This is a genomic window from Microbacterium esteraromaticum (genome assembly GCF_014084045.1).
Taxonomy (GTDB): domain Bacteria; phylum Actinomycetota; class Actinomycetes; order Actinomycetales; family Microbacteriaceae; genus Microbacterium; species Microbacterium esteraromaticum_D.
The window spans coordinates 973,510-997,128 of record NZ_CP043732.1; the positions used below are offsets into that span (position 1 = coordinate 973,510).

Below are 23,619 nucleotides of genomic sequence, written 5' to 3' on the forward strand. Positions count from 1 at the left end.
GTCGATCAGTCAAGCAGAGCGTAGATCGCCTCAGGTGCATCTGACGGCGTGACGGCGAGGTCCTCGAACTCGTTCATGGTGTCGAGGTCTGCTCCCATCGCGATGTTCGTGACGCGCTCGAGGATGACCTCGACCACGACCGGCACCTGGAACTCGTCGCGCAGGCGAGCGGCCTCGGCGAACCCGGCCTGCAGGTCCTCGGGACGCTCGACGCGGATCGCCTTGCAGCCCAGACCCTCGGCGACCTTGACGTGGTCGACGCCGTAGCCGGTCGCGACGCTGTCGGGGTCGTGCGGGGTGTTCACGTTGTCGAACGCGAGCGAGACCTCGTAGTCCATCTCGAAGCCGCGCTGCGACTGACGGATCAGACCCAGGTAGCTGTTGTTGACCACGACGTGGATGTACGGCAGCTTGTGCTGCGCGCCCACGGCGAGCTCCTCGATCATGAACTGGAAGTCGTAGTCGCCCGAGAGCGCGACGACCTGCTCGCCCGGCTTGCCCCGGACGACGCCGAGGGCGGCGGGGCCGGTCCAGCCGAGGGGGCCGGCCTGGCCCGCGTTGATCCACTTGCGGGGACCGTAGACGTGCAGCAGCTGGGCGCCGGCGATCTGCGAGAGGCCGATCGTGGTGACGAACGTGGTGTCGCGGTCGAACGCGGTGAGCATCTCCTGGTAGACGCGGTGCGGCTTCATGGGCACGTTGTCGAAGTTGGTCTTGCGCTGCAGACGCGCCTTGCGGTCGCGGCACTCCTGCGCCCACGGGTTGTAGTCGGGGAGCGACGCCACGCGGTCGCGCGCCGCCTCGAGCAGCGCGTCGATGAACGCGCCCGCGTCGGAGACCACGCCGTAGTCGGGCGCGAAGACGCGGCCGATCTGGGTGGGCTCGATGTCGACGTGCACGAAGGTGCGGCCCTTGCGGTAGGTGTCGAGACCACCGGTGTGGCGGTTGGCCCACCTGTTGCCGATGCCGAGCACGAAGTCGCTCTCGAGGAAGCTCGCGTTGCCGTAGCGCTGCGAGGTCTGGATGCCAACCAGACCGGCGGCCAGCGGGTGGTCGTCGGCGATGGCTCCCCAGCCCATCAGGGTCGGCACCACGGGCACGCCGAGGGTCTCGGCCAGCTCGACGAGCTTGTCGGACGCGCCGGAGTTGACGATGCCGCCACCGGCGACGATCAGCGGGTGCGTCGACGCGGTGAGCATGTCGAGCACCTTCTCGGCCTGTGCGCGGGTCGCCACGGGCTTGGCGACGGGCAGCGGCTCGTAGGTGTCGATGTCGAACTCGATCTCGGTCATCTGCACGTCGAACGGCAGGTCGATCAGCACCGGGCCCGGGCGCCCGGAGCGCATGATCTGGAAGGCGGTCTGGAAGACGCCGGGCACCTGCGCGCCCTCCAGCACCGTCTTGGCGAACTTGGTCACCGGCTTCGTGATGGACGCGATGTCGACTGCCTGGAAGTCCTCCTTGTCGAGCTTCGCCACCGGAGCCTGGCCCGTGATGCACAGCATCGGGATGCTGTCTGCGATCGCGGCGTACAGACCGGTGATCATGTCGGTGCCCGCAGGGCCCGACGTGCCGAGGCAGACGCCGATGCGTCCGTCGCCGGTGCGGCTGTAGCCGTCGGCCATGTGCGAGGCGCCCTCGACGTGGCGGGCGAGGGTGTGCCGGATGCCGCCATTGGCGCGCATCGCGGAGTACAGGGGGTTGATGGCGGCGCCTGGCAGGCCGAACGCCTCGTCGGCGCCCTCCTTGATCAGGATCTGGACGATGGCGTCCACTGCGCGCATGCGGGTCATGATGTTCTGTCCTTAGTTCTTGTCGCGGCCGGAGAGCTCTGCGGTGAGCTTGAAGAGGCCGGAGTGATCGAGTCCGCCGTCGCCGCGGGCGACGAGGGAGGTGACGAGCTGGGCGACGGCCGAGCCGAGGGGCACGGCGACGCCTGCGCCGCGAGCCGCGGCGGTGACGATGCCCAGGTCCTTGTTGTGCAGGGCCAGGCGGAAGCCGGGGGCGAAGTCGCGGTCGAGCATCTTCTGCCCCTTCTGGTCGAGGACCTTGGAGCCGGCGAGACCTCCGCCGAGCACCTTGAGGGCGGCGTCGGTGTCGACGCCGTACGCCTCGAGGAAGACGATCGCCTCGCTGAGGGCCTGGATGTTCACGGCGACGATCAGCTGATTGGCGGCCTTGACGGTCTGCCCGGCGCCGGCGGGGCCGACGTGCACGATGGTCTTGCCGATCGCCTGAAGGATGGGCTCGGCCCTGGCGAAGTCCTCCGGTGAGCCGCCGGTCATGATCGAGAGCACGCCGTCGATGGCGCCCTGCTCGCCACCCGAGACGGGGGCGTCCACTGCGCCGAAGCCGGCGGCGACGGCCTCGGCGGCGAGCTCCTTGGCGACGTCGGGGCGGATCGACGAGTTGTCGATCCACAGCGCGCCGGGCTTGGCGTTCGCGAAGACGCCCTCTTCGCCGCGAACGACACCCTCGACATCCGGGGAGTCGGGGACCATCGTGATGATCACGTCGGCGTCCTTGACGCCCTCGGCGATGCTCGCCGCGCCCTTGCCGCCCGCCGCGACGAGCTTCTCGACGGCCTCAGGGCTGCGGTTGACGCCGGTGACGGTGTAGCCGGCCTTGACGAGGTTCTTCGCCATGGGAAGGCCCATGATGCCGAGGCCGATGATGGTGATGCTGGTCATGTCGTCGCTCCTTCGCGGAAGTGGGATGTCAGTTCTTGGTCCAGGCGAACGGGTCTGCCTGGGTGGCCTTGTACTCGAGGCCGATGACGCCGTCGTAGCCGCCGGCGCGTGCCGCCTCGATCCACTCGGCGATCGGCAGCTCGCCGGTGCCCGGCTCGCCCCGGCCGGGGGCGTCGGCGATCTGGATGTGACCGAACTCGCCGGCGTGGCCGGCGATGACCGCCGCCACGTCGTCGCCGTTGACGGCGAGGTGGTAGAAGTCGGCCAGCAGGCGCACGTTGTCGACCCCGTGCTCGTCCTTGACGCGGGCGATGATCGCGAGCGCGTCGGCCGCCGTCTTGAGCGGGTAGGCGTCGGCCCCGGAGACCGGCTCGAGCAGAACGATGCCGCCGATGCGGGCGACGGCCCTGCCCGCGATGGCGAGGTTCTCGACTGCGAGGTCGTCCTGCGCCTTCGCATCGACGCCGTCCTGGCGAAGACCGTAGAGGGCGTTGAACGCCTTGGTGCCGGTGCGCTCGCCGATGCCGACGACGACCTCGACGTTGTCGCGGAACTCGTCCTCACGACCGACCCACGAGACCAGGCCGCGGTCGCCGGCCGGCATGTCTCCGGCGAAGAAGTTGAGGCCGGTGAGCTGCACGCCCGCGTCCTGGATGGCGGCGACGAACTCGTCGATCTCCTGCTGTGCGGGCACGGCGGAGGCGAAGGGCCACCAGAACTCGACGGCGTCGAAGCCGGCGGCCTTGGCCGCGGCGGGCCGCTCGGTGACGGGGAGGTCGGTCAGCAGGATCGAGGCGTTGACGGTGTAGCTCATGATCGTCCTTGATTTCGTATTACGGAATAAAAGTTCCTAGTAATGAAAGGTTAGGTCGCGATTCGTCGTCGTGTCAACGTTCAGGGGCGCACATTCCAGCATCCGGAACCGGCTCGCGCCCAACCGATGGAAAACGCCGGTGAGAGCGTCGTCTCACCGGCGTTTCCCCTCTGCGAGAGCGGAGTCTCAGCGGGCGTCAGGTCAGCTTGATCTGACGGTTCATGTCCTTGTACAGCAGATACCGGAAGTCGCCGGGGCCGCCGGCGTAGCAGGCCTGCGGGCAGAACGCGCGAAGCAGCATGTAGTCGCCCGCCTCGACCTCGACCCAGTCGCCGTTGAGGTGGTAGACGGCCTTGCCCTCGAGAACGAACAGGCCGTGCTCCATGACGTGCGTCTCGGCGAACGGGATCGAGCCGCCCGGCTTGAAGGTGACGATGTTCACCTGCATGTCGTGCGCCATGTCGTTCGAGTCGGCGAAGCGCGTGGTGAGCCACGCGTCGGTGCCCACCATCGGCGTCGGCTCGATGTCCTGGTCGCGGGTCACGAACGACGCAGGTGCGTCGACGCCCTCGAGCCACTCGTACGCCTTGCGGATCCAGTGGAAGCTGGTGATCTCGTCGCCCTCGTTCTTGAGCGACCAGTTCGCGCCAGGCGCGAGGAACGCGTATCCGCCCTCCTCGAGCACGTGGGTCTCGCCTTCGAGGGTCAGCGTGAGCTGTCCGGTGGTGACGAAGACGACGCCCTCGACGCCGGCCTCGGGCTCGGGCTTGGCCGCCTCGCCACCAGGGGAGATCTCGACGATCAGCTGCGAGAAGGTCTCGGCCGAGCTCGGGGTGGGCTTGGCGATGATCCACGCGCGGGTGTTGCTGAATCCGGGCAGGCTGCTCGTGACGATGTCACGCAGCACGCCCTTGGGGATCACCGTGTAGGCGAGCTTGACGATCGCGCGGTCGGTGAGCAGCTCGGTCTGCCCCGGCAGTCCGCCGGTGGGGGTGTAGTACGACATCAGGCCTCCTTGGTGGCGAGTTTGGGATGTGCGAGCCGGGTCAGCTCTGCGGGCGATGCGCCCGTCGACGAGCGCACCTCGTCGTCGGTGAGCGCACCGCACTCCAGGCCGCGCACGACGAAGCGGGCGAGGGCGCGAGCGGTGGCCGGCTCGTCCATGATCGTCGCGTCACTGCCGTGCAGGTAGTTGTCGAGGCGTCTGGCCGCGGCGTCGAACCCCTCGCGGTAGAACGCGTAGGTCGCCAGGTAGCGGGTCGGCAGCTGGTTGGCGTGCAGATCCCAGCCCTGGTAGTAGCCGCGCTCGAGAGAGCGCCGCACCAGGCGGGCGTGCAGCGTCCAGGCTTCCTGCGCCTTCTCGCCCAGCGGGATGACGTTGGTCGACCCGTCGGAGAGCCGCACACCGGTCTCGGCGACCGCGACCTGCATGACCTGCTTGGCGTAGTCGGCCGCGGGGTGCTCCATCGACTGGTACGCAGCGGCGATCTGCAGCGAGGCGCTGTAGTCGTACGTGCCGTAGTGCAGCGCGGAGACGCGCCCCTGCGCGCGGTGCAGCAGCGTCGCGACGGGGGCGGTGCCGTCGGCCGCGACGATGAGCTGCGGCGTCTCCATCTGCACCTCGAAGCGCAGGCGTCCTGGCGCGAGCCCCAGACGCTCCTCGAAGCGCTCGCACAGCGCGACCATGGCCTCGACCTGCGCGACGGTGGTCACCTTCGGCAGGGTGAGGATGAGGCCTTCCGGCAGCTCGCCCGCGCCGGCCAGCGTGGTGACGAAGCGGTCGAGGGTGCGGATGCCGCGGCGCCGGGTCGGCGCCTCGAAGCACTTGAACCGGATGCCGATGAACGGCGTCGCCGTGCCTGCGGCGACGGCCTCGGCGACGCGCTCGGCGGCAAGCACCGCCGCCGCGTCCTCCTCGTCGTCGCCACGGGTGCCGTAGCCGTCCTCGAAGTCGAGGCGCAGGTCCTCGATGGGCTCGCGGCGCAGCTTGGCATCCACCAGCGGCGCGAGCTCGCCGGCGAGGTGGCCAAGGCCGACCGACTCGGCGAGCGCGGTCATGCCGCCGGCCGCCTCGACGGCGGCGAGGGCGTCGGCGCCGAAGCGCGCGGGCAGCGCCGGGTCGAAGCGGTCGGCAGGCACGTACAGCGTGTGCACGGGCTGACGGCTCCCGTCATCGCCCGGGTACGAGCCCGAGAGCAGGGCGTCGGTCTGTGCCAGGCTGGCGTCGATGTCTGCGAAGTCGTCTTCGCGCAGCGATGTATGGGCTGTCACGGTGCTCACTCCTTGTCTGCGGCGGCGGACTCGACGACGCGGACGATGGCGTCTGCGACGGCACCGGCGACGAGCGGGTCGAAGACGCTCGGGATGATGAAGCTCGCGTTGAGCTCATCCTCCTCGACTCGCGAGGCGATGGCGTACGCCGACGCGACCAGCATAGGCGGGGTGATGTCTGCCACGCCCGCGTCGAGCAGACCCCGGAAGACGCCGGGGAAGGCGAGCACGTTGTTGATCTGGTTGGGGAAGTCGCTTCGGCCGGTGGCGACGATCGCGGCGTGCTTGGATGCCACCACCGGGTCGACCTCGGGGGTCGGGTTGGCCATGGCGAAGACGACCGCGTCGTCGGCCATCGCGGCGATGTCGTTCTCGTCGAGCACATTGGGCGCGCTCACGCCGATGAACACGTCGGCGTCGACCATGGCCTCCTTGAGGGTGCCCGTGAAGCCGCGCGGGTTGGTGGTGGCGGCGATCTCGCGGCGGTGCGCGTCGGCGTACTCGACGCCGGCGACGATGGCGCCGTCGCGGCCGCAGGCCACGATGTCCTTCGCGCCCTCGGCGAGCAGCAGCTGGATGATCGCGTTGCCCGCGGCGCCGACGCCGGAGACGACGATGCGCACGTCCTCGATCTTCTTCTTGACGACCTTGAGGGCGTTGACCAGGGCGGCGAGGGTGACGATCGCCGTGCCGTGCTGGTCGTCGTGGAAGACGGGGATGTCGAGCTCTTCGCGCAGACGCGCCTCGATCTCGAAGCAGCGCGGCGCCGCGATGTCCTCCAGGTTCACGCCGCCGTAGACCGGAGCGATCGCCTTGACGATCTTGATGATCTCCTCGGTGTCCTTCGTGTCGAGACAGACCGGCCACGCGTCGACGTTGGCGAACTGCTTGAACAGGGCGGCCTTGCCCTCCATGACGGGCAGCGCGGCCTCGGGGCCGATGTCGCCGAGGCCGAGCACGGCGGTGCCGTCGGTGACCACGGCGATCGTGTTGCGCTTGACCGTGAGGTTGCGGGCCTTGCTCTTGTCCTCGGCGATGGCCATGCAGACGCGGGCGACACCCGGCGTGTAGGCGCGCGAGAGGTCGTCGCGGTTGCGAAGCGGAACGCTCGGCACGACCTCGAGCTTGCCGCCGAGGTGCATGAGGAAGGTGCGGTCGCTGACCTGGCGCACGTGCACGCCGTCGAGGGCCTGAACGGCGTCGCGGATGCGCGAGGCGTGGTCGTCGTCGATGGTGTTGCAGGTGAGGTCGACGACGATCGAGGTGGGGTGCGACTCGACGACGTCGAGCGCGGTGATAGCGGCACCGGCGGATGCCGCTGCGGCGGCGAGCTCGCTGGTGACGCTGAAGTTGGAGGGAGCGTCGATACGCAGAGTGATCGAGTTACCGGGACCCGGGTTGGCCATGTTTCCTCTTCCCTGAGGTGCGCCGCACGCGTCAGCGCCGACTCACATTTGCTTGTGGACTACCTCGTGCTTTCGCATCGTGGAGACTATTGTCTATCTTACGAAAGTCCGATGCAATCAACGATGATGTACATCGCAGGATTTTCGCTCTCACTTCTCGCATGATGGAATCATGTCGGTACCTAGGAGGACACCCATGGCCGAAACCAAGACACCGCGCAGCAGCGGTTCAGGCGTGCAGTCCGTCGAGCGCGTGTTCGAGCTGCTCGAGCTGGTCACCGATGCGGGCGGCGATGTCACCCTCAGCGAGCTCGCATCGTCGACCGATCTGCCCCTGCCGACCATCCATCGCCTGCTGCGCACGCTCGTCTCCCTCGGCTACGCGCGCCAGCTGCCGAACCGCCGCTACGCCCTCGGGCCGCGGCTGATCCGCATCGGCGAGGGCGCATCCCGGCAGTTCGGCGCCCTGGCGCGTCCGCAGCTTAAGGGCCTGGTCGACCAGCTCGGCGAGAGCGCGAACATGGCGGTGCTCGACGGCAACATGGTCGTGTATGTCGCGCAGGTCCCCTCGCTGCACTCGATGCGCATGTTCACCGAGGTCGGCCGCCGCGCGCACACGCACGACACCGGCGTGGGCAAGGCGATCCTCGCGCAGCTTCCCGACGACACCGTTCGCAGCATCGTCACACGCGCCGGCATGCCCACCCCCACCGAGTTCAGCATCGGCGACGTGGATGCCCTGATCGCCGAGCTCGACCGCATCCGCGAGCGCGGCTACGCGATCGACGACCAGGAGCAGGAGATCGGCGTGCGGTGCTTCTCGATGGCCGTGCCCGACGCCCCGACCCCCACGGCCGTCTCGGTCTCCGGGCCGATCTCGCGCGTGGACGACGCGTTCGGCGACCGCGCCGTGCCGATGCTGCGCAAGGCGGCCGAGGCGATCAGCGCCGAGCTCGCGTCCTGACGCGCTCTCCTTCGGGAGGAGTTCTCACGTTCGGGAGGAAGCCCTGTCGCAGGGCCTCCTCCCGAACGCGTCTTCCCCTCCCGAGAGTGAGGTGTGTCAGGCGTCTCCGCCCGCGTTGCCGCTCGTGCCCGCGTTGACGTCGAGCAGGCGGTAGCGCTCCGCGGCCTTCCCGGGAGCAGCGGCATCCACCTCTCCCCTCGCGGCGAGCAGCTGCAGCGCGCGGACGACGACCGAGTGCGAGTCGATCTTGAAGAAGCGGCGGGCGGCGGCACGGGTGTCCGAGAAGCCGAAGCCGTCGGCGCCAAGGGTCGCCCAGTCGTTCCTCACGAACTGACGGATCTGGTCGGGCAGGTCCTTCGCGTAGTCGCTGACCGCGACGATCGGGCCGTGAGCGTCTGCCAGCTGCTGCTGCACGAACGGCGTGCGCACGCCGCTCTCGGGGTGCAGGAACGCCTCCTCCTCGGCGCGCACCGCGTCGCGGCGCAGCTCGGTCCACGAGGTGACCGAGAACACATCGGCCGCGACGCCCCACTCCTCGCGCAGCAGCTGCTGCGCCTCGAGGGCCCAGGTCACGCCGATGCCGGAAGCAAGCAGGTGCGCCCGAGGGCCGTCGCCCTGCGGGGGCGAGATGCGGTGGATGCCGCCCAGGATGCCCTCGACATCGACCCCTTCGGGCTCGGCCGGCTGCACGATCGGCTCGTTGTAGACCATGAGGTTGTAGATCCGGTTGCGGTCGGTCGAGTCGGGCCCGTACATGCGCTCGATGCCCGCGCGCATGATGTGCCCGATCTCGTAGCCGTACGCCGGGTCGTAGGTCACCACGGCCGGGTTGGTGGCGGCGAGCAGCGGCGAATGGCCGTCGGCGTGCTGCAGGCCCTCACCGGTGAGCGTCGTGCGGCCCGCGGTGGCCGAGATGAGGAAGCCGCGCGCCATCTGGTCGGCTGCCGCCCACAGCGAGTCGCCGGTGCGCTGGAAGCCGAACATCGAGTAGAACACGTAGATCGGGATCAGAGGCACCCCATGGGTGGCGTAGGCCGTGCCGGCCGCGGTGAACGCCGCGATCGAACCCGCCTCGTTGATGCCGACATGAAGGATCTGCCCTGCCGTGCTCTCCTTGTACGAGAGCACGATGTCGCGGTCGACGGCGAGGTAGTTCTGGCCGTTCGGGTTGTAGATCTTCGCCGTGGGGAAGAAGGCGTCCATGCCGAAGGTGCGCGCCTCGTCGGGGATGATCGGCACGATGCGGTGACCGAACTCCTTGTCGCGCATGAGGTCCTTCAGCACCCGCACGAAGGCCATGGTCGTCGCGGCCTCCTGCTTGCCCGAGCCGCGGGCGGCGACCTCATAGGCCTTGGCATCGGGCAGGGCGATCTCGCCCGAGGCGTGCGGACGCCGCTCGGGCAGGAACCCGCCGAGCGCCCGGCGGCGCTCGTGCATGTACCGGATCTCGGGGGCGTCGGCGCCGGGGTGGTAGTACGGCGGCTGATACGGGTCGGCCTCGAGCTGGGCATCCGTGATCGGCACCCGCAGGTGGTCGCGGAAGTCCTTGAGGTCCTGCAGCGTCAGCTTCTTCATCTGGTGGGTCGCGTTGCGCGCCTCGAAGCGCTGCCCGAGGCCGTAGCCCTTCACCGTCTTGACGAGGATGACGGTCGGCTTGCCGTTTCGCTGCATCGACTGCTGATACGCCGCGAAGACCTTGTGGTAGTCGTGACCGCCTCGCTTGAGACCCCAGATCTGGTCGTCGGTGAGGTCCTCCACGAGGGCGGCGGCACGCGGGTCGCGACCGAAGAAGTTCTCGCGGATGAACCCGCCCGACTCGGCCTTGTACGTCTGGTAGTCGCCGTCGCGGGTGGTGTTCATGATGTCGACGAGCGCGCCGTCGTCGTCGCGGGCGAGCAGGTCGTCCCACTCGCGACCCCAGATCACCTTGATGACGTTCCAGCCGGCACCGCGGAAGAAGCCCTCGAGCTCCTGGATGATCTTGCCGTTGCCCCGCACGGGTCCGTCGAGGCGCTGCAGATTGCAGTTGACGACGAAGGTGAGGTTGTCGAGGCCGTCGTTGGCGGCGAGCTGCAGCAGACCGCGCGACTCCGGTTCGTCCATCTCGCCGTCCCCGAGGAACGCCCAGACGTGCTGGTCGCTCGTGTCCTTCAGGCCCCTGCCCTGCAGGTAGCGGTTGGACTGCGCCTGGTAGATCGCGTTCATCGGGCCGATCCCCATCGACACGGTCGGGAACTCCCAGAACTCCGGCATCAGACGCGGATGCGGGTACGAGCTCAGCGCGTGGCCCTCGCGGGACTTCTCCTGGCGGAAGCCGTCGAGGTCCTCCTCGCTGAGGCGCCCCTCCATGAACGCGCGCGCGTACATGCCTGGCGATGCGTGCCCCTGGAAGAAGATCTGGTCGCCGCCGCCGGGGTGGTCCTTGCCGCGGAAGAAGTGATTGAAGCCCACCTCGTAGAGCGTCGCCGCTCCGGCGTAGGTGGAGATGTGGCCGCCGACGCCGATGCCCGGCCGCTGCGCGCGGTGCACGAGGACGGCCGCGTTCCAGCGCATCCAGGCGCGGTAGCGTCGCTCGAGCTCCTCGTCGCCCGGGTAGGCGGGCTCGTCGGTTGCGGCGATCGTGTTGACGTAGTCGGTGGTGGCGCTGGGCTCGTCGCGGATGCCCGCCCGCTCGACCAGGCTGCGCACGATGTGCTCGCCGCGTGCGCGGCCGTGCACATCGACGACGGCGTCGAGGGATTCGAGCCACTCGGCGGTCTCGTCCGGGTCGATGTCGAGGACGGTTTCAGTGGCGGATGCTGAGGCGCGATCGTCGTTCACTTTCGGCCTTTCTTGTTAGATGGAGTGGATGCTGCCGATCAGGCAGGGGAACAGGAAGCGGAAGGGGTGACCGTGAGCGAGCGCATCGCCGTCGTCACAGGAGCGGGTTCGGGGATCGGTCGGGCTGTGACGGAGGCCATGCTCGAGGCGGGATTCCGGGTCGCCCTCGCGGGGCGACGGGCGGATGCCCTCGAGCAGACCGCGGCAGGGCATCCGGATGCCCTGGTCGTGCCGACCGACATCACCGACCCGGCGCAGGTCGACGCGCTGTTCGCCCGGGTCGTGGCGGAGTGGGGCCGGGTGGACGTGCTGTTCAACAACGCCGGGATCTTCGGCCCCGCGGCATCCGCGGCCGACGTCGATCCCGACGAATGGCGCCGGACGATCGACGTGAACGTGACCGGTGCACTGCTGTGCGCGGGTGCCGCGATGCGCACCATGATCGCCCAGCGGCCGCAGGGCGGCCGCATCATCAACAACGGCTCGATCTCGGCGCAGGTGCCGCGGCCGCAGTCCGTCGCGTACGCGGTGAGCAAGCACGCCATCACCGGTCTCACCAGATCGATCGACCTCGATGGGCGCCGGCACGGGATCAGCTGCGGTCAGATCGACATCGGCAACGCGGCCACGCAGATCATGACCGAGATCGGCGTGGGCTCCGGTGCGCTGCAGGCAGACGGCTCGCGCATGGTGGAGCCGACCTTCGACGTGGCCGACGCCGCGCGCACCGTGCTGTTCATGGCGCAGCTGCCTGCGGAGGCGAACATCCCGTCGCTCACGGTGGCGGCCGCGGGCATGCCGTTCGGCGGTCGCGGCTGAGCGTGCGCTGCTGGTCATGATGACTCCCCAGCGGGGTCCGCACTCCCCAGGAATGCGGACCCCCGGTCGGTTCGGTCCGGTCTCAGTGCCCTGATCCGTGCGGCTCGTCGTCGACGATCTGCACGACCTTGCCGTCTGCGCCGACGAGCTTGCCGTCGACGTAGCGGTCGCCCTCCTTCAGCACCCGGATCACGTCGGTCCTGATGACGCGCACCGGGCTCGCCGCGAACACCGACGGGTCGGCCGGGTTGCCGCGCTTCAGGTGGTTGAACACGAGGTTCAGCAGGATCGCCATCACGGCGGCCGAGCTGATGCCCGAGTTGAAGATGACCTGGAACCAGCTCGGGAAGTTGGAGTACAGCCCGGGGATCAGCTCGGGCAGGGTGCCGACCGAGATCGCCGTGGCGACGATGATCAGATTCATGTTGCCCTCGTACGTGACCTTTGAGAGGGTGCGGATGCCCGAGGCGGTCACCGTGCCGAACAGGACGATGCCCGCACCTCCCAGCACCGCGGTCGGCATGGCCGCGACGACGCGCCCGAGGAACGGGCACAGGCCGAGGATGATCAGCACCACCCCGCCGGCGGCGACCGCGTAGCGGCTCTTGATCTTGGTGACGGCGACGAGGCCGACGTTCTGGGCGAAGGCGCTCTGGGTGAACGAGTTGAAGATCGGAGACACGGCGCTCGCCAGCATGTCGGCGCGCAGGCCCGCTGCGATGCGCTTGCGGTCGACCTTCGATCCGGTGATCTCGCCGACGGCGAGGATGTCGGCCGTGGTCTCGGTGAGGATCACCAGCACGACGATGAGCATCGACAGGATCGCGGCGACGTCGAAGGTGGGCGCACCGAAGGCGAGCGGCGTGGGGAAGGCGAAGAAGTCGCCCTCGAACACCTTCGAGAAGTCGGCGCGGCCGATCAGTGCGGCGAAGATCGTTCCGATGATCATGGCGAGCAGGATCGACAGGCGCGAGACGAACGCGTTGCCGAGCTTGCTGAGCAGCACGATCACGGCCAGCGTGAACGCCGCGATGCCCATGTTCACCGGATCGGCGAAGCTCTCGGCCGTCGGATCGTTCCCGGTGATCCAGTGACCGGCGACGGGCATGAGCGACAGCCCGATCGAGGTGATCACGACCCCGGTGACGACCGGAGGGAAGAACCGGACGATCTGCGCGAAGAACGGCGCGATCACCAGCCCGATGAGCGAGGCGATGATCACCGCGCCGAAGACGTCGGTGAGGCCCATGCGGCCGTTGCCGTTCACGATCGCGAGCATGGTGGCGACGCCGGCGAACGAGACGCCCTGCACGAGCGGGAGCTGGGAGCCGAAGAACGGGAAGCCGATGGTCTGCAGCAGGGTCGCCAGCCCGCCGACGAAGAGGCAGGCTGCGACGAGCAGTCCGATCTCGGACGGGCTGACGCCGGCGGCGGAGCCGATGATGAGCGGCGGAGCGATGATGCCGCCGTACATGGTGAGGACGTGCTGGAGCCCGTAGGTGAAGGATGCGCCGATGCTGAGGCGCTCGTCCTCGGGGCGGTCGGATGGACGCTTGGGCGTGGTGCTGCGTGCCGCAGTCATGTGTGGACCTCCTTGTCCGGGACCCGCTGTTCGGGGTGGGCATACGGAAAATGGGCATGGTGAACGGGACCGTCCCGCTCTGATGGCACCGGGGGCCCGTCGGCATGACCGACGAGCCCCCGGGGCGTGTGTCCTGAGTCGGCTGGCGCCGGATCAGCAGAAGCCGGCGATGCCGTCCCACGACCAGTGGTCGGTGTCGGCGCCCTCGCGGAGGAACGATGCCTCGATCAGGCCGTAGGGGCGATCGGCGGCGTAGAACACCTCGTTGGGGTTCTCGAGGCCGAACGGCGAGAGGTCGACCACGAAGTGGTGGCTGTTCGGGGTGGAGAAGCGGATCTCGTCGATCTCGGGGTGCGCCTCGAGGACGGCCTCTGCCATCTCCTTCAGCGTGTGCTGCAGCGCGTACGAGTAGTTGCGCGAGAAGCCGGCGAGCAGCAGGCGACGCACGTCGGCGAACGTCTCGTTGAAGTCGATGTCGTTGCGGTTGTAGCGCCACTTCGCGGTGACCGAGGTGGCGAGGATGCGGTCCTCGGTCTCGGGCAGCGTCGTGTACCTGTCCTTCGGGTAGCCGACGAAGCCGCTCTGGGTCGTCTTGAGCACCTTGAGGTCCTGAAGACCGGCGATGATGACCGTGTCGTCGCCGTCGATCTGCACGACGGAGGTGCGGGTCTCGGTGCCGCCGCGCACGAACGAGTGGTCGTGCTCGCCGTCATCGCCCTGGATCCGCTGCCAGGTGTACTGCTCGGCCTCCCAGCGGCCTCCCGTGATCCAGTCGAACTCGCCGGTGAAGTGGCGGCCGAGGCGGAGCAGGAACTCCTCCGGGCTGCCCACGCCGTCCTTGGCGAAGGCGTACACCGTGTTCTTCTGCGTGTCGGTCGGGACGACGTGCTCGTTGTTGCCCTCGAAGTGGGCGCTGTCGAGGTCACCGCGCAGCTGCGAGGTGACGTTGAGGTCCTCGATCTCGTGACGGTCGGTGTCGCGCGTGACGCGGACGACCCTGACCTCTGCCTTGCCGTACTGGTTCTTGCCCAGAATGATGTTGGTCATGATCTCTACTCAGCTTCCTCGGTAAGTGGAATAGGCGAACGGGCTGAGAAGGAGCGGCACGTGATAGTGCGCCTGCTCAGCGTCGACCTGGAAGGTCAACACCACCTCCGGGAAGAAGGTGTCCGTGTCGATGCCGGCGAAGTAGGCCGCCGTGTCGAACCGGAGACGGTACGCACCGCTCTCCAGCCGCTCGGGGCCCAGTTCTTTCACCCGCCCGTCAGCATCTGTGGATCCTGAACCGATCCCGACCCACTCGTCGCCCCGACGGGCTTCGAGTGCGACGGCGACGTCGGGCGCAGGGCGTCCGATCGAGGTGTCCAGGATGTGGGTGGTCACGTGGGAAACGCTCATGTCGCGCTCCTTCAGCTCTCGAGGGCTCCGGCCAGACGCAGCGCCGCGATTTCGCGCAGCTGCTGGTCGACCACGACGAGCTCCTGTTCGGGGGTGTTGCCCAGCCGCTGCTGCAGCAGGGCGAGGATCTCCTCGGCGGAGCGGCCCGCGGCGCGCACCAGGTACACGCGATCGAACTTCTCCTCGTATGCCTTGTTGCCGGCGGCAAGGGCGGCTGCGGCCTCGGCATCGACGCCTGGCTGCTCCTTGCGCGACAGCGCGGCCTCGGCGCTCTCGCCCTGGGGGCGCTCGCCGATGCGCGGGTGGTGTGCGAGTGCGCCGTCGAGCTCGGCCTCGGAGAGCGGGGCGGCGACCGTGGTGGCGGCGGCGGCGACCTCGTCGACGCTCCGGTAGGGCCGGCCGTCGACGATCGCGTCGATCCAGCGGCTGATGTCGAGTGCCGGCTTCACGACGGCGACGGCTTCTTCACGGGGAGCCGAGTTGAAGTTCTCGAGCAACATCTTCGATCCTCAAGCAGAATGCTGGCATCCGGCGCGAAGGCTATACGGAAACCCCTGACGGAGTCTTCACGAGAAGGTTTCTTCCGTATGCCGGAACTGTTATTTCAGCATGTGTAAGTATTGTGATGGCCGCCGAGGCTGTTGTCAACATCCACGGCGGCCATTTTCGCATCGTGGAGTCAGACTCCGAGTTCGGCGCGCAGACGGGCGACGTGACCTTCTGCATCGACCCCGTACTCGGCGCGCTGGACGACGCCGTCGCCGTCGAGCACGAAGGTGGAGCGGATCACTCCGTCGAAGGTGCGGTCGCCCACGGTCTTCTCGCCCCACACGCCCCACGCCTTCGCGACGGCGGCGTCGGTGTCGGCGAGAAGCGGGAAGGTGAGACCCTCCGCTTCGGAGAACGCACGGATCTCGTCGACGGAGTCGGGCGAGACGCCGATGACCGCGTAGCCGGCCGCGTCGAGAGCCGAGAGGCTGTCGCGGAAGTCACAGGCCTCGGTCGTGCAGCCGGGGGTGGCCGCCTTCGGGTAGAAGTAGACGACCACGTTGCGGCCGCGGTGGTCGGAGAGCGCGGTGGTGCGGCCCTCGGCGTCGGCGAGGGCGAAGTCGGGAGCGGGGACGCCCGCGGTGAGCTTGTCGGTCATGATGACTCCGTTCGATTGAGGGGTGGGTGCCGCGCTCAGCGCGCGACGGGCAGCACGTCGAAGGCCTCGGCGAGCTGCATGATCTTGCGTGCGCGACCGAGACGCGGCAGGTCGCTGCCGTCGCGGACGATCCGACCGCGGGCGTCGAAGTCGGTGAGGAACTCGTGGGCCCATTCGACGTCGGTGCGGGTGGGGCTGATGACCTCGTTCACCACGGGGGTCTGGTCGGTGGAGAGACAGAGCTTGCCCGTCATGCCCATCGACACGGTGATGGCCGACTGCTCGCGCAGGATGGGGTGGCTCGAGCCGACGGTCGGCCCGTCGATCGGTCCCGGCAGCGAGCCGACGCGGCTGGCGATCACCAGGCGCGCACGCGGATAGGCCATCGCCTCGCGATCGGCCGACATCCCCGTGTCGCGCCGGAAGTCGCCACTGCCGAAGGCGAGCCGGAAGACGCCCTTGGCGCGAGCGATCTCGCTCGCGTTCTCGATGCCGACGGCCGACTCGACCAGCGCGACGATCGGCACCCGCGCCCCGAGGCGATTGAAGGTGTCCATGACCTGGCCGCCGAGCTCGGTCTTGGCGAGCATCACGCCCTGCAGACCGGGTGCCGCGCGCAGCTCCTCGATGTCATCCGCCCAGTAATCGCTGCCTGCATCGTTGATGCGCACCCAGGCGCGTCCGCCCTCACTGAGCCAGCGCACCACATCGGCGCGCGCAGACTCCTTGTTGCTGGCGTCGACGGCGTCCTCGATGTCGAGCACGACGGCGTCGGCGTGGGAGGCCGCGGCGTCGTCGAAGGCCTCGGGGCGCGTGGCGGCGACGAGCAGCCAGGAGCGGGCGAGTTCGGGGGCGATCTCGCGTCGCGTCGCGGACGTGAGTGGAGCGTTCATCTTAGTTCCGATCAATGAAAATCAAGTTCTGCTATACGAAAAGTCTACTGCGGTCCCTCGCGGACCGCCAACGCGGACATCACCCCGCCCACCCTATGCCGCGACTACACTCTCCCGATGTTGACAGCGGTTTCCGCGCGTGGTGAGATCTCCTAGTGCGAAAACTAGTTCTCGCCTAATGAAATCTTTGTGAAGGGATGGCCGGAATGTCACACGACGCCGAGCACCAGGAATCCGCGCCGGTCTCGCTCGACCCGACCGGCGAGACCTACGACCTCGTCATCCGCGGTGCACGGGTGCTCACGACCGCCGGCATCCGACCGCGCGAGGTGGGCGTGCGCGCCGGCGTGATCGTCGCCATGCAGCCGCTCGGCAACAACCTCGACGGCGCCGAGATCATCGAGCTCGCCGACGACGAGACCCTGATCCCCGGCCTGGTCGACACCCACGTGCACGTCAACGAGCCCGGCCGCACCGAGTGGGAGGGCTTCGCGTCCGCCACCCGTGCAGCTGCCGCCGGCGGCGTCACGACCATCGTCGACATGCCACTCAACAGCATCCCGCCGACGGTCAGCGTCGACGCGCTCGAGACCAAGCGCCAGGCGGCCCGTGGCCAGACCCACGTCGATGTGGGCTTCTGGGGCGGCGCCGTGCCCGGCAACACGGCCGACCTCCGCCCGCTGCACGACGCGGGCGTGTTCGGGTTCAAGAGCTTCCTGCTGCACTCCGGTGTCGACGAGTTCCCCCCGCTCGACCCTGACGAGCTCGAGAAGGACATGCGCGAGCTCTCGAACTTCGACTCGGTGATGATCGTGCACGCCGAGGACTCGCGTGCGATCGACCGCGCTCCGCAGCCCGACGGCGACGACTACGCCAAGTTCCTGGCATCCCGACCCCGCGGGGCCGAGAACCTCGCCATCGCCGAGGTCATCGAACGCGCCCGCTGGACCGGCGCCCGCGCGCACATCCTGCACCTGTCGTCTTCCGACGCGCTGGCGATGCTGCGCACCGCGAAGCACGACGGGCTCAAGATCACCGTCGAGACCTGCCCGCACTACCTCACCCTGGTCAGCGAGGAGATCCCGCTCGGGGCCACGGCCTTCAAGTGCTGCCCGCCCATCCGCGAGGCGGGCAACCGCGAGCTGCTCTGGCAGGGGCTGGAGGACGGCACGATCGACTTCATCGTCTCCGACCACTCGCCCTCGACGCTCGACCTGAAGGACCTCGAGAACGGCGACTTCGGCGTGGCATGGGGCGGCGTCGCGTCGCTGCAGCTCGGCCTGTCGCTGATCTGGACCGAGGCGCGCCAGCGCGGGCTGTCGCTCGAGCAGGTCGTGGCCTGGATGAGCGAGCGACCGGCGCAGTTCGCCGGCCTGACCGGCAAGGGCCGCATCGCCCCCGGCTACGACGCGGACTTCTCGATCTTCGCCGCCGACGACGCGTACGTGGTCGACGTCAAGAAGCTGCACCACAAGAACCCGATCACCCCGTACCAGGGCAAGGCCCTCGCGGGCGTCGTGCGTCGCACCTGGCTGCACGGCGAGGTGATCGACTTCGAGAACCCCCGCGGCCGCCTGCTGCGCCGTGGCATGACGAACGCCTGAGCGCGATCCCGGTCAGTTGCTGACCGCGCGAGAACAGGCGAACACGCCCAGGCAGGAGGATTCCCCGCGGATTCTCCTGCCTCGGGTTGTTCGCCTGCCTCCGCGTGGGCGCGCACCGACGGCCGGATTGCAGGCATCCGGTCGGACGGCCGGCTCCCGTGCATCCGCCTGGCCAGCATCCGGCTCCCGGGCATCCGGCTCCCGGGCATCCGGTCAGGCGGGCATCCGCTCATCACGGCACGAGAAGCGCGCCCGATACGCCGTCGGAGTGGTGCCGAGCACCCTGGCGAAGTTCTGACGCAGCACGGCCGCCGAGCCGAAGCCGCTCTCCTCGGCGACGCGATCGAGTCCGAAGTCGGTGCGCTCGAGCATCCGCTGCGCGCTGATCACGCGCTGGCGGGTGAGCCACGACGCGGGTGTGGCGCCGAACTCCGCTTTGAATCGGCGGGCGAAGGTGCGCGACGACATGTGCGCGCGACCTGCGAGCTGATCGACCGACAGCTCATCGCGGAGGTTCTGCACCGCCCAGTCGGCGACGGATGCCAGCGAGCCGCCGGATTCGACGGGGAGGGGCCGGTCGACGTACTGCGCCTGACCGCCGTCGCGCTGCGGCGGCACGACCATGCGACGGGCGATGCGTCCGGCCAGCTCGGCACCGAGCTCGATGCGCAGCAGATGCAGGCAGGCGTCGATTCCCGCCGCGGTACCTGCACTGCTGATGATGCGACCGTCCTGCACGAAGAGAACGTCGGGATCGACGTCGATGAGCGGGTACATCTCGGCCAGGATGTGCGCGTACATCCAGTGGGTGGTCGCGCGGCGCCCGTCGAGCACTCCGGCGGCGGCGAGGGCGAACGAGCCGCTGCACACGCTCATGACCCAGGCATCCCGCGCGACCGCCGCGCGGGCGAGGTCGATCAGCCGAGAGTCGACCTGCGTCCACTGCTCCCGGGGCATCGGGCAGAAGATCACCAGGTCGGCTTCGTGCGCGAAAGCCAGGTCGTTCTGCACCTCGACCGAGAAGCCGATCTTCGATCGCACGAGGCCCGGTTCCGGCGCGACGACGCGGAAGTCGAAGTTCGGGACGCCGTCGTCGCTGCGGTCGAGGCCGAAGGCCTCGCAGGCGACCCCGAACTCGAACGGAGCGAAGCCGTTGTCGATGACGCAGGCGACGGTCTTCATCGGGTCTCCTCCCAGAGCGGATGCTTGGCAGTAATCCTACGCATGGTGTCACCTCTGCCACTAGTGGCAGTTTCACCTTGAACGTAGCGTTACTGCCATGTTCATCGTCCTCATCATCGCAGCCCTGGCCCTCTGGGCCCTCGTGGCGACCGTCGTCGAACTGCGCCGCGACGGATTCCGCCGCTCCGCGACCGACTGGACGCGCGTCGCCGAGAACGACCGCGCCCTCCCCTCGCACTGACGCCCCTCCGGGCATCCGCCACCGCGCGAGCGCAGGCGAACACACCGGCACAGGCGAACCCCGCGGGAATCCGCCTGCCTCCGCGCGTGCGCCTGCCTCCGCGCCCGCCCCAGCCCACGGGCGGGCGAGAGGTCAGTCGGGCAGGGGCTCGCCTCTGTAGAGGGCCTCGAAGGTGTCGAGCGTGCGGTTGATGTCGTGCACGGCGACGCCGTCGAGCGAGGCGCGCTGCATCCGCTCGTACTCGGCCGGCGACGCGGTCAGCACCTGGGTGAGCTTGTCGGCGAGGTCGTCGACGTCGCCCGGCTCGAACAGGTGGCCGTTCTCGCCGTCGTGCACGAGGTGCGGCAGAGCGACCGCGTTCGCTCCGACGATGGGCAGAGCGGATGCCATCGCCTCCATCGTCACGATCGACTGCAGCTCGGCGATCGACGCGATCGCGAACACCGAGGAGCGCGAGTAGAGCTCGCGAAGCTGCTCATCGGTCACACGGCCGTGGAAGGTCACCCGCTCGGCGATGCCGAGCTGCGCGGCGAGCGCCTCCAGCGCCTTGCGCTGATCGCCCCCGCCCGCGATGTCGAAGTGCACGTCGAGGGCCGGATCGAGCTTCTGCACGGCGCGCAGCACGACGTCGACCTGCTTCTCACCGGTGAGACGGCCGACGAAGAGGATGCGGTTCTTCTCGCGCGGGGCGATCACAGGCGTGTAGTTGCGCCGATCGATGCCGCAGCTGACCGGCACGACGCCCCTGGTGTCGATCGTGCGCTCGAGGAAGTCCGCCGCCTTGCGGGTCGGCGTGGTCACGGCGCGCGTCATGTCGAAGGTGCGCTTGGCATCGGCCCAGGCGAGGCGCAGCACGATGTCGTCGATGAACTTGGGCATCGTCGTGTGGTCGAGGATGTTCTCGGCCATGACGTGGTTCGTGGCGACGACCGGGATGCCGCGCTGGTCGGCGATCCTGGTCAGGCCGCGACCGATGATGATGTGCGACTGGATGTGCACGATGTCAGGCTGCACCTCGTCGAGCACCTTGCGGGCCCAGTGCTTCGATCGCCACGGCCAGACGAAGCGCACCCAGTCGTGCGGCAGCCATCGCAGTGCCGGCAGCCGGTGCATGGTCATGGGCTCGCCCTCGATGATCTCGGTGTGCGCGGGCGAGCGGCGGTAGGCGGTGTTCGGCGCGACGACGTGCACGTCGTGGCCTCGCTGCACGAGGCCGGCAGCGAGGCGCTCGGCGAAGCGTGCGGCTCCGTTGATGTCGGGGGCGAACGTGTCGCAGCCGATGAGGATCTTCAGGGGGCGTCCGGAGGTCACGGGAAGTCTGCTGCCTATCTCTAGCTCTGGGCGCCCGTCACTCTACCCGAGGCGACTGTGCCCGCCCGGGAGGCGGGCCGCGTACCGTGGGGTCATGCGCCTGATCTCGTCCGCCGACCGCGCCCTGTGGATCCCCGTCACCGGCTCGCTCGGCTTCACCGGCCGCCGGCATCGCAAGGCGGCCATCCGGATGCTCATGGGCCAGGCCGGCACGGGCCTCGGGCGCGAGACGCTGCCCGGTGCGCGGTTCGGCAGCTGGCTGGCCAGCCAGGCGATCCCCTTCGCGATGCGCAGGGCCGACGGGCGGGTGCTCGCGTGGACCTGGAAGGCCGAGCCCGAGCTGGTGGTCGCCATGGCCACCGTGCAGGAGCTCACCCCTCAGCTGCGCACCGCGCGGGCCATGATGCCGATGGAGTACGACGACACCGAGGACTTCCGCACGGCCCTCGGGCAGGGCGAGAAGCTCCTGATGCCCGTGCCGCCGAACCCGGCATCCCCGCCTTCTGCCACCTACACGTGGGACACCGGCACGCATCTCATCACGTTGACGGCGGTGTGCAGCGACCGCGAGCGCTTCGGAACGCTGGAGGGCGCACTGGACGACCTCGCCCGCAGCATCCGGATCGCCGACGACATCGCCGGCGGCGAGGGCGACGTGCTGCGTCTGCCCCCGGCCTGAGCCGCGCCGGCGACCCTGGTCACGCCCTCGAGTACTCGGCGATCACCACGCCCGACTCGTATCGCGTGGCGGCGTCGGATGTCATACCGCTGGGCGCGTAGGACCGCTTCCCGAAGAGCCGGATGCCGTCGCCGAACAGCACCGGGCTGATCTTCAGCACGAGGCGATCGATCTCGTCGGCGAGCTGCGCGGCGAGCGCGCCGCCGCCGCAGAGCCAGATGCCGTCACCAGGCGAGCTCTTCAGCTCGCGCACGACATCGACCGGATCGCGATCGGTGCACTCGACGGCATCCGCGCCCACCGGCGCCTCGTGGGCGCGCGTGAAGACGATCTGCCTGAGATGGGCATAGGGGCTGGGCAGATGGGGCAGACCGACCGCGTAGGTGTTCCAGCCCATCAGGACGGTGTCGAACGGACCGCCTTCAGCGGGCACCCCGGCCCGGTCGGCGAACACCGTCGGCACGGTGCCGCGGAAGCGCTCCGCGATCGCGTCAACGTGGTCACCCTCGGCCAGGAAGCGGTCGTGCTCCCCGTTCGGGCCGGCGATGAAGCCGTCGACCGAGACGGCCACGAAGTAGGTGAGTTCTCGCATCAGTTTTCCGATCACGACAGGTGCAGTGGTTGACCAGACTACAACAGGTGCAGTGGTTGCGCTAGTGTCGAGCCATGGCGAAGAACGATGCGAGGCGCAGAGCGCTGGCGGACGCCGGGATCAGCGTGCTGGCCAGAGAGGGATCGCGCGGGCTCACGCACCGTGCGATCGACGCCGAGGCGGGCGTGCCCCTGGGGACCACGTCGAACTACTTCCGCAGCAGGGAGCTGCTCATCGCCGGGCTCATCGAGCGGATCGGGATCCGTCTCTCCCCCACGCCGGAAGACCTCTCGGCCAGGGCATCGACGCCGCCGACCCGCGAGCTCTTCGCCGATTACCTGCGCGACATCGTCCGACGCCTCACAACCCACCGCGACGTGACGCTGGCGCTGTTCGAGCTTCGGCTCGAACTGGCGCGCCGACCAGAGCTGGCGCCGGCCTTCCGCGAGTGGCAGAGCACCGCGTTCGACCACGACGTGGCATTCAACGAGGCCGCGGGCCTTCCGGGCGGACGACGCGAGATCGCCCTGTTCCACTATGCGATCGAGGGCCTGGTGTTCGACAGGCTCACTTCGCCTCTCGACCCCGGGACGGACACAGACGAGATCGTCGACGCGCTCGTCGCCGGCCTGCTCCCCTGATCGCGGACTGATATGAAGAACCCGCCCCCGCAGGAGTGCGGGGGCGGGTTCTTCAGCGACGAGCAGACGCTCGCTCAGCCGTTGCAGGCCTCGCCGAGCTTCTTGCTCGCGTCGGTGACCTTGGTGACCGTGTCGCTCATCTTCTCCATGGCCTCGGTGGCCTTGGACGGGTCGGCCGAGACCTCGCCGATGATGGTCGAGAACTCGCCGTACGCCGAGACGAACTCGTCGTAGACGGACGAGATCTCCTCGTTGGTGATCTTCTCGCCGAGGGCCTCGAACTCCTTCTGCACGTCGTCGAGCGCGGCGGCCGCGGCCGCCGGGTCGGTGGAGGCGGAAGCCGAGAGCTCCTGCGCCTTGTTGCTGATCTCGGTGCCCTCGTCGACGAACAGCTTGCAGGCGTCTGCGACGCTCTGGCTGCTGGCGGCCGGCTTCTCGTCGGCCTTCTGGCCGTCGCCGGCCGGAGCGCCCGAACAGCCGGTCAGGCCGACGGCGAGCGCCAGAGCGGCGACGAACAGAGTGGTCTTGGGTGCAGTGCGCATGGATTCTCCTCCGGTGACTGGCC

23 protein-coding genes are annotated in these 23,619 nt (G+C 68.9%); 6 read left to right on the forward strand and 17 right to left on the reverse strand.

The features are described from left to right. Positions 1–5: 5 nt before the first annotated feature. The 6 genes from gcl to FVO59_RS04710 form a co-directional block, all read right to left on the reverse strand. The gene (gene gcl, locus FVO59_RS04685; RefSeq protein ID WP_182255148.1) at positions 6–1,793 is read right to left on the reverse strand and encodes a glyoxylate carboligase; all 1,788 of its coding nucleotides are present in this window, start codon (positions 1,791–1,793) and stop codon (positions 6–8) included. A 12-nt stretch (positions 1,794–1,805) separates the two neighbouring features. Beyond that, entirely contained in the window at positions 1,806–2,690 is an 885-nt protein-coding gene (locus FVO59_RS04690; RefSeq protein WP_182255150.1) for a 2-hydroxy-3-oxopropionate reductase, read from the reverse strand. A 28-nt stretch (positions 2,691–2,718) separates the two neighbouring features. Then, on the reverse strand, positions 2,719–3,504 hold the full coding sequence (locus FVO59_RS04695; protein WP_182255152.1) for a hydroxypyruvate isomerase family protein: 786 nt from the start codon (positions 3,502–3,504) through the stop codon (positions 2,719–2,721). 196 nt (positions 3,505–3,700) lie between these two features. Then, positions 3,701–4,513 (reverse strand): bifunctional allantoicase/(S)-ureidoglycine aminohydrolase, encoded by an 813-nt coding sequence (locus FVO59_RS04700; protein WP_182256507.1) that lies wholly within the window; start codon positions 4,511–4,513, stop codon positions 3,701–3,703. Further along, positions 4,510–5,775: a DUF6986 family protein gene (locus FVO59_RS04705; protein ID WP_182255155.1), complete on the reverse strand. Its 1,266-nt coding sequence runs from the start codon at positions 5,773–5,775 to the stop codon at positions 4,510–4,512. The genes FVO59_RS04700 and FVO59_RS04705 overlap by 4 nt, the downstream gene beginning before the upstream one ends. Positions 5,776–5,780: 5 nt before the next feature. Further along, positions 5,781–7,181, reverse strand: coding sequence for an NAD-dependent malic enzyme (locus tag FVO59_RS04710; protein WP_182255157.1), 1,401 nt, complete (start codon positions 7,179–7,181; stop codon positions 5,781–5,783). A 196-nt stretch (positions 7,182–7,377) separates the two neighbouring features. Here FVO59_RS04710 and FVO59_RS04715 point away from each other — a divergent pair, with 196 nt between their 5' ends. Then, the gene (locus FVO59_RS04715) at positions 7,378–8,145 is read left to right on the forward strand and encodes an IclR family transcriptional regulator (protein ID WP_182255159.1); all 768 of its coding nucleotides are present in this window, start codon (positions 7,378–7,380) and stop codon (positions 8,143–8,145) included. A 96-nt stretch (positions 8,146–8,241) separates the two neighbouring features. Here the strand turns inward: FVO59_RS04715 and aceE are convergent, their stop codons facing one another. Then, complete coding sequence (gene aceE / locus FVO59_RS04720) at positions 8,242–10,965, reverse strand: pyruvate dehydrogenase (acetyl-transferring), homodimeric type (protein WP_182255161.1); 2,724 nt, start codon at positions 10,963–10,965, stop codon at positions 8,242–8,244. A gap of 66 nt (positions 10,966–11,031) precedes the next feature. Between aceE and FVO59_RS04725 the strand changes: the two genes are divergently transcribed. Further along, a complete protein-coding gene (locus FVO59_RS04725; protein WP_182255163.1) occupies positions 11,032–11,784 on the forward strand; it encodes an SDR family oxidoreductase in 753 nt (250 codons plus the stop codon). An 82-nt stretch (positions 11,785–11,866) separates the two neighbouring features. On the opposite strand, the gene FVO59_RS04730 is transcribed toward FVO59_RS04725, so the two are convergent. The 6 genes from FVO59_RS04730 to FVO59_RS04755 all read right to left on the reverse strand — a co-directional run bounded on the left by FVO59_RS04730 (position 11,867) and on the right by FVO59_RS04755 (position 16,804). Next, positions 11,867–13,366 carry a nucleobase:cation symporter-2 family protein gene (locus FVO59_RS04730; protein ID WP_182255165.1) on the reverse strand — a complete coding sequence of 500 codons (1,500 nt, stop codon included), beginning with the start codon at positions 13,364–13,366 and terminating at the stop codon, positions 11,867–11,869. Between the two features lie 153 nt (positions 13,367–13,519). Then, positions 13,520–14,413 (reverse strand): factor-independent urate hydroxylase, encoded by an 894-nt coding sequence (gene pucL, locus FVO59_RS04735; RefSeq protein ID WP_182255167.1) that lies wholly within the window; start codon positions 14,411–14,413, stop codon positions 13,520–13,522. A 9-nt stretch (positions 14,414–14,422) separates the two neighbouring features. Continuing rightward, positions 14,423–14,764 carry a hydroxyisourate hydrolase gene (uraH, locus tag FVO59_RS04740; protein WP_182255177.1) on the reverse strand — a complete coding sequence of 114 codons (342 nt, stop codon included), beginning with the start codon at positions 14,762–14,764 and terminating at the stop codon, positions 14,423–14,425. Between the two features lie 11 nt (positions 14,765–14,775). Continuing rightward, positions 14,776–15,264 (reverse strand): 2-oxo-4-hydroxy-4-carboxy-5-ureidoimidazoline decarboxylase, encoded by a 489-nt coding sequence (uraD, locus tag FVO59_RS04745; protein ID WP_182255179.1) that lies wholly within the window; start codon positions 15,262–15,264, stop codon positions 14,776–14,778. Positions 15,265–15,443: 179 nt separating this feature from the next. Continuing rightward, on the reverse strand, positions 15,444–15,911 hold the full coding sequence (gene bcp / locus FVO59_RS04750; protein ID WP_182255181.1) for a thioredoxin-dependent thiol peroxidase: 468 nt from the start codon (positions 15,909–15,911) through the stop codon (positions 15,444–15,446). Between the two features lie 35 nt (positions 15,912–15,946). After that, positions 15,947–16,804: an HpcH/HpaI aldolase/citrate lyase family protein gene (locus FVO59_RS04755; protein WP_182255183.1), complete on the reverse strand. Its 858-nt coding sequence runs from the start codon at positions 16,802–16,804 to the stop codon at positions 15,947–15,949. A 206-nt stretch (positions 16,805–17,010) separates the two neighbouring features. Between FVO59_RS04755 and allB the strand changes: the two genes are divergently transcribed. Beyond that, positions 17,011–18,408 (forward strand): allantoinase AllB, encoded by a 1,398-nt coding sequence (allB, locus tag FVO59_RS04760; RefSeq protein ID WP_182255185.1) that lies wholly within the window; start codon positions 17,011–17,013, stop codon positions 18,406–18,408. Positions 18,409–18,621: 213 nt separating this feature from the next. On the opposite strand, the gene FVO59_RS04765 is transcribed toward allB, so the two are convergent. Continuing rightward, positions 18,622–19,590 (reverse strand): GlxA family transcriptional regulator, encoded by a 969-nt coding sequence (locus FVO59_RS04765; RefSeq protein WP_182255187.1) that lies wholly within the window; start codon positions 19,588–19,590, stop codon positions 18,622–18,624. A gap of 97 nt (positions 19,591–19,687) precedes the next feature. On the opposite strand from FVO59_RS04765, the gene FVO59_RS04770 reads away from it, so the two are divergent. Continuing rightward, positions 19,688–19,831: a hypothetical protein gene (locus FVO59_RS04770; protein ID WP_182255189.1), complete on the forward strand. Its 144-nt coding sequence runs from the start codon at positions 19,688–19,690 to the stop codon at positions 19,829–19,831. Between the two features lie 132 nt (positions 19,832–19,963). Here the strand turns inward: FVO59_RS04770 and FVO59_RS04775 are convergent, their stop codons facing one another. Then, the gene (locus tag FVO59_RS04775; RefSeq protein WP_259363445.1) at positions 19,964–21,142 is read right to left on the reverse strand and encodes a glycosyltransferase; all 1,179 of its coding nucleotides are present in this window, start codon (positions 21,140–21,142) and stop codon (positions 19,964–19,966) included. 94 nt (positions 21,143–21,236) lie between these two features. On the opposite strand from FVO59_RS04775, the gene FVO59_RS04780 reads away from it, so the two are divergent. Beyond that, positions 21,237–21,821, forward strand: a complete 585-nt coding sequence (locus FVO59_RS04780) for a hypothetical protein (RefSeq protein WP_182255191.1) — start codon at positions 21,237–21,239, stop codon at positions 21,819–21,821. 19 nt (positions 21,822–21,840) lie between these two features. On the opposite strand, the gene FVO59_RS04785 is transcribed toward FVO59_RS04780, so the two are convergent. Further along, on the reverse strand, positions 21,841–22,413 hold the full coding sequence (locus FVO59_RS04785) for a dihydrofolate reductase family protein (protein ID WP_182255193.1): 573 nt from the start codon (positions 22,411–22,413) through the stop codon (positions 21,841–21,843). A 74-nt stretch (positions 22,414–22,487) separates the two neighbouring features. On the opposite strand from FVO59_RS04785, the gene FVO59_RS04790 reads away from it, so the two are divergent. Continuing rightward, on the forward strand, positions 22,488–23,054 hold the full coding sequence (locus FVO59_RS04790; RefSeq protein ID WP_182255195.1) for a TetR/AcrR family transcriptional regulator: 567 nt from the start codon (positions 22,488–22,490) through the stop codon (positions 23,052–23,054). A 74-nt stretch (positions 23,055–23,128) separates the two neighbouring features. Here FVO59_RS04790 and FVO59_RS04795 read toward each other — a convergent pair whose 3' ends face one another. Next, positions 23,129–23,596: a hypothetical protein gene (locus tag FVO59_RS04795; RefSeq protein ID WP_182255197.1), complete on the reverse strand. Its 468-nt coding sequence runs from the start codon at positions 23,594–23,596 to the stop codon at positions 23,129–23,131. Positions 23,597–23,619 lie beyond the last annotated feature (23 nt).

Coding starts and splice junctions, on each gene's coding strand:
- gcl (WP_182255148.1), bottom strand. CDS start 1,793: ATGACCCGCATGCGCGCAGTGGACGCCATCGTCCAGATCCTGATCAAG.
- FVO59_RS04690 (WP_182255150.1), bottom strand. CDS start 2,690: ATGACCAGCATCACCATCATCGGCCTCGGCATCATGGGCCTTCCCATG.
- FVO59_RS04695 (WP_182255152.1), bottom strand. CDS start 3,504: ATGAGCTACACCGTCAACGCCTCGATCCTGCTGACCGACCTCCCCGTC.
- FVO59_RS04710 (WP_182255157.1), bottom strand. CDS start 7,181: ATGGCCAACCCGGGTCCCGGTAACTCGATCACTCTGCGTATCGACGCT.
- FVO59_RS04715 (WP_182255159.1), top strand. CDS start 7,378: ATGGCCGAAACCAAGACACCGCGCAGCAGCGGTTCAGGCGTGCAGTCC.
- FVO59_RS04730 (WP_182255165.1), bottom strand. CDS start 13,366: ATGACTGCGGCACGCAGCACCACGCCCAAGCGTCCATCCGACCGCCCC.
- pucL (WP_182255167.1), bottom strand. CDS start 14,413: ATGACCAACATCATTCTGGGCAAGAACCAGTACGGCAAGGCAGAGGTC.
- uraH (WP_182255177.1), bottom strand. CDS start 14,764: ATGAGCGTTTCCCACGTGACCACCCACATCCTGGACACCTCGATCGGA.
- uraD (WP_182255179.1), bottom strand. CDS start 15,264: ATGTTGCTCGAGAACTTCAACTCGGCTCCCCGTGAAGAAGCCGTCGCC.
- bcp (WP_182255181.1), bottom strand. CDS start 15,911: ATGACCGACAAGCTCACCGCGGGCGTCCCCGCTCCCGACTTCGCCCTC.
- FVO59_RS04755 (WP_182255183.1), bottom strand. CDS start 16,804: ATGAACGCTCCACTCACGTCCGCGACGCGACGCGAGATCGCCCCCGAA.
- allB (WP_182255185.1), top strand. CDS start 17,011: ATGTCACACGACGCCGAGCACCAGGAATCCGCGCCGGTCTCGCTCGAC.
- FVO59_RS04765 (WP_182255187.1), bottom strand. CDS start 19,590: ATGAAGACCGTCGCCTGCGTCATCGACAACGGCTTCGCTCCGTTCGAG.
- FVO59_RS04770 (WP_182255189.1), top strand. CDS start 19,688: ATGTTCATCGTCCTCATCATCGCAGCCCTGGCCCTCTGGGCCCTCGTG.
- FVO59_RS04780 (WP_182255191.1), top strand. CDS start 21,237: ATGCGCCTGATCTCGTCCGCCGACCGCGCCCTGTGGATCCCCGTCACC.
- FVO59_RS04785 (WP_182255193.1), bottom strand. CDS start 22,413: ATGCGAGAACTCACCTACTTCGTGGCCGTCTCGGTCGACGGCTTCATC.
- FVO59_RS04790 (WP_182255195.1), top strand. CDS start 22,488: ATGGCGAAGAACGATGCGAGGCGCAGAGCGCTGGCGGACGCCGGGATC.
- FVO59_RS04795 (WP_182255197.1), bottom strand. CDS start 23,596: ATGCGCACTGCACCCAAGACCACTCTGTTCGTCGCCGCTCTGGCGCTC.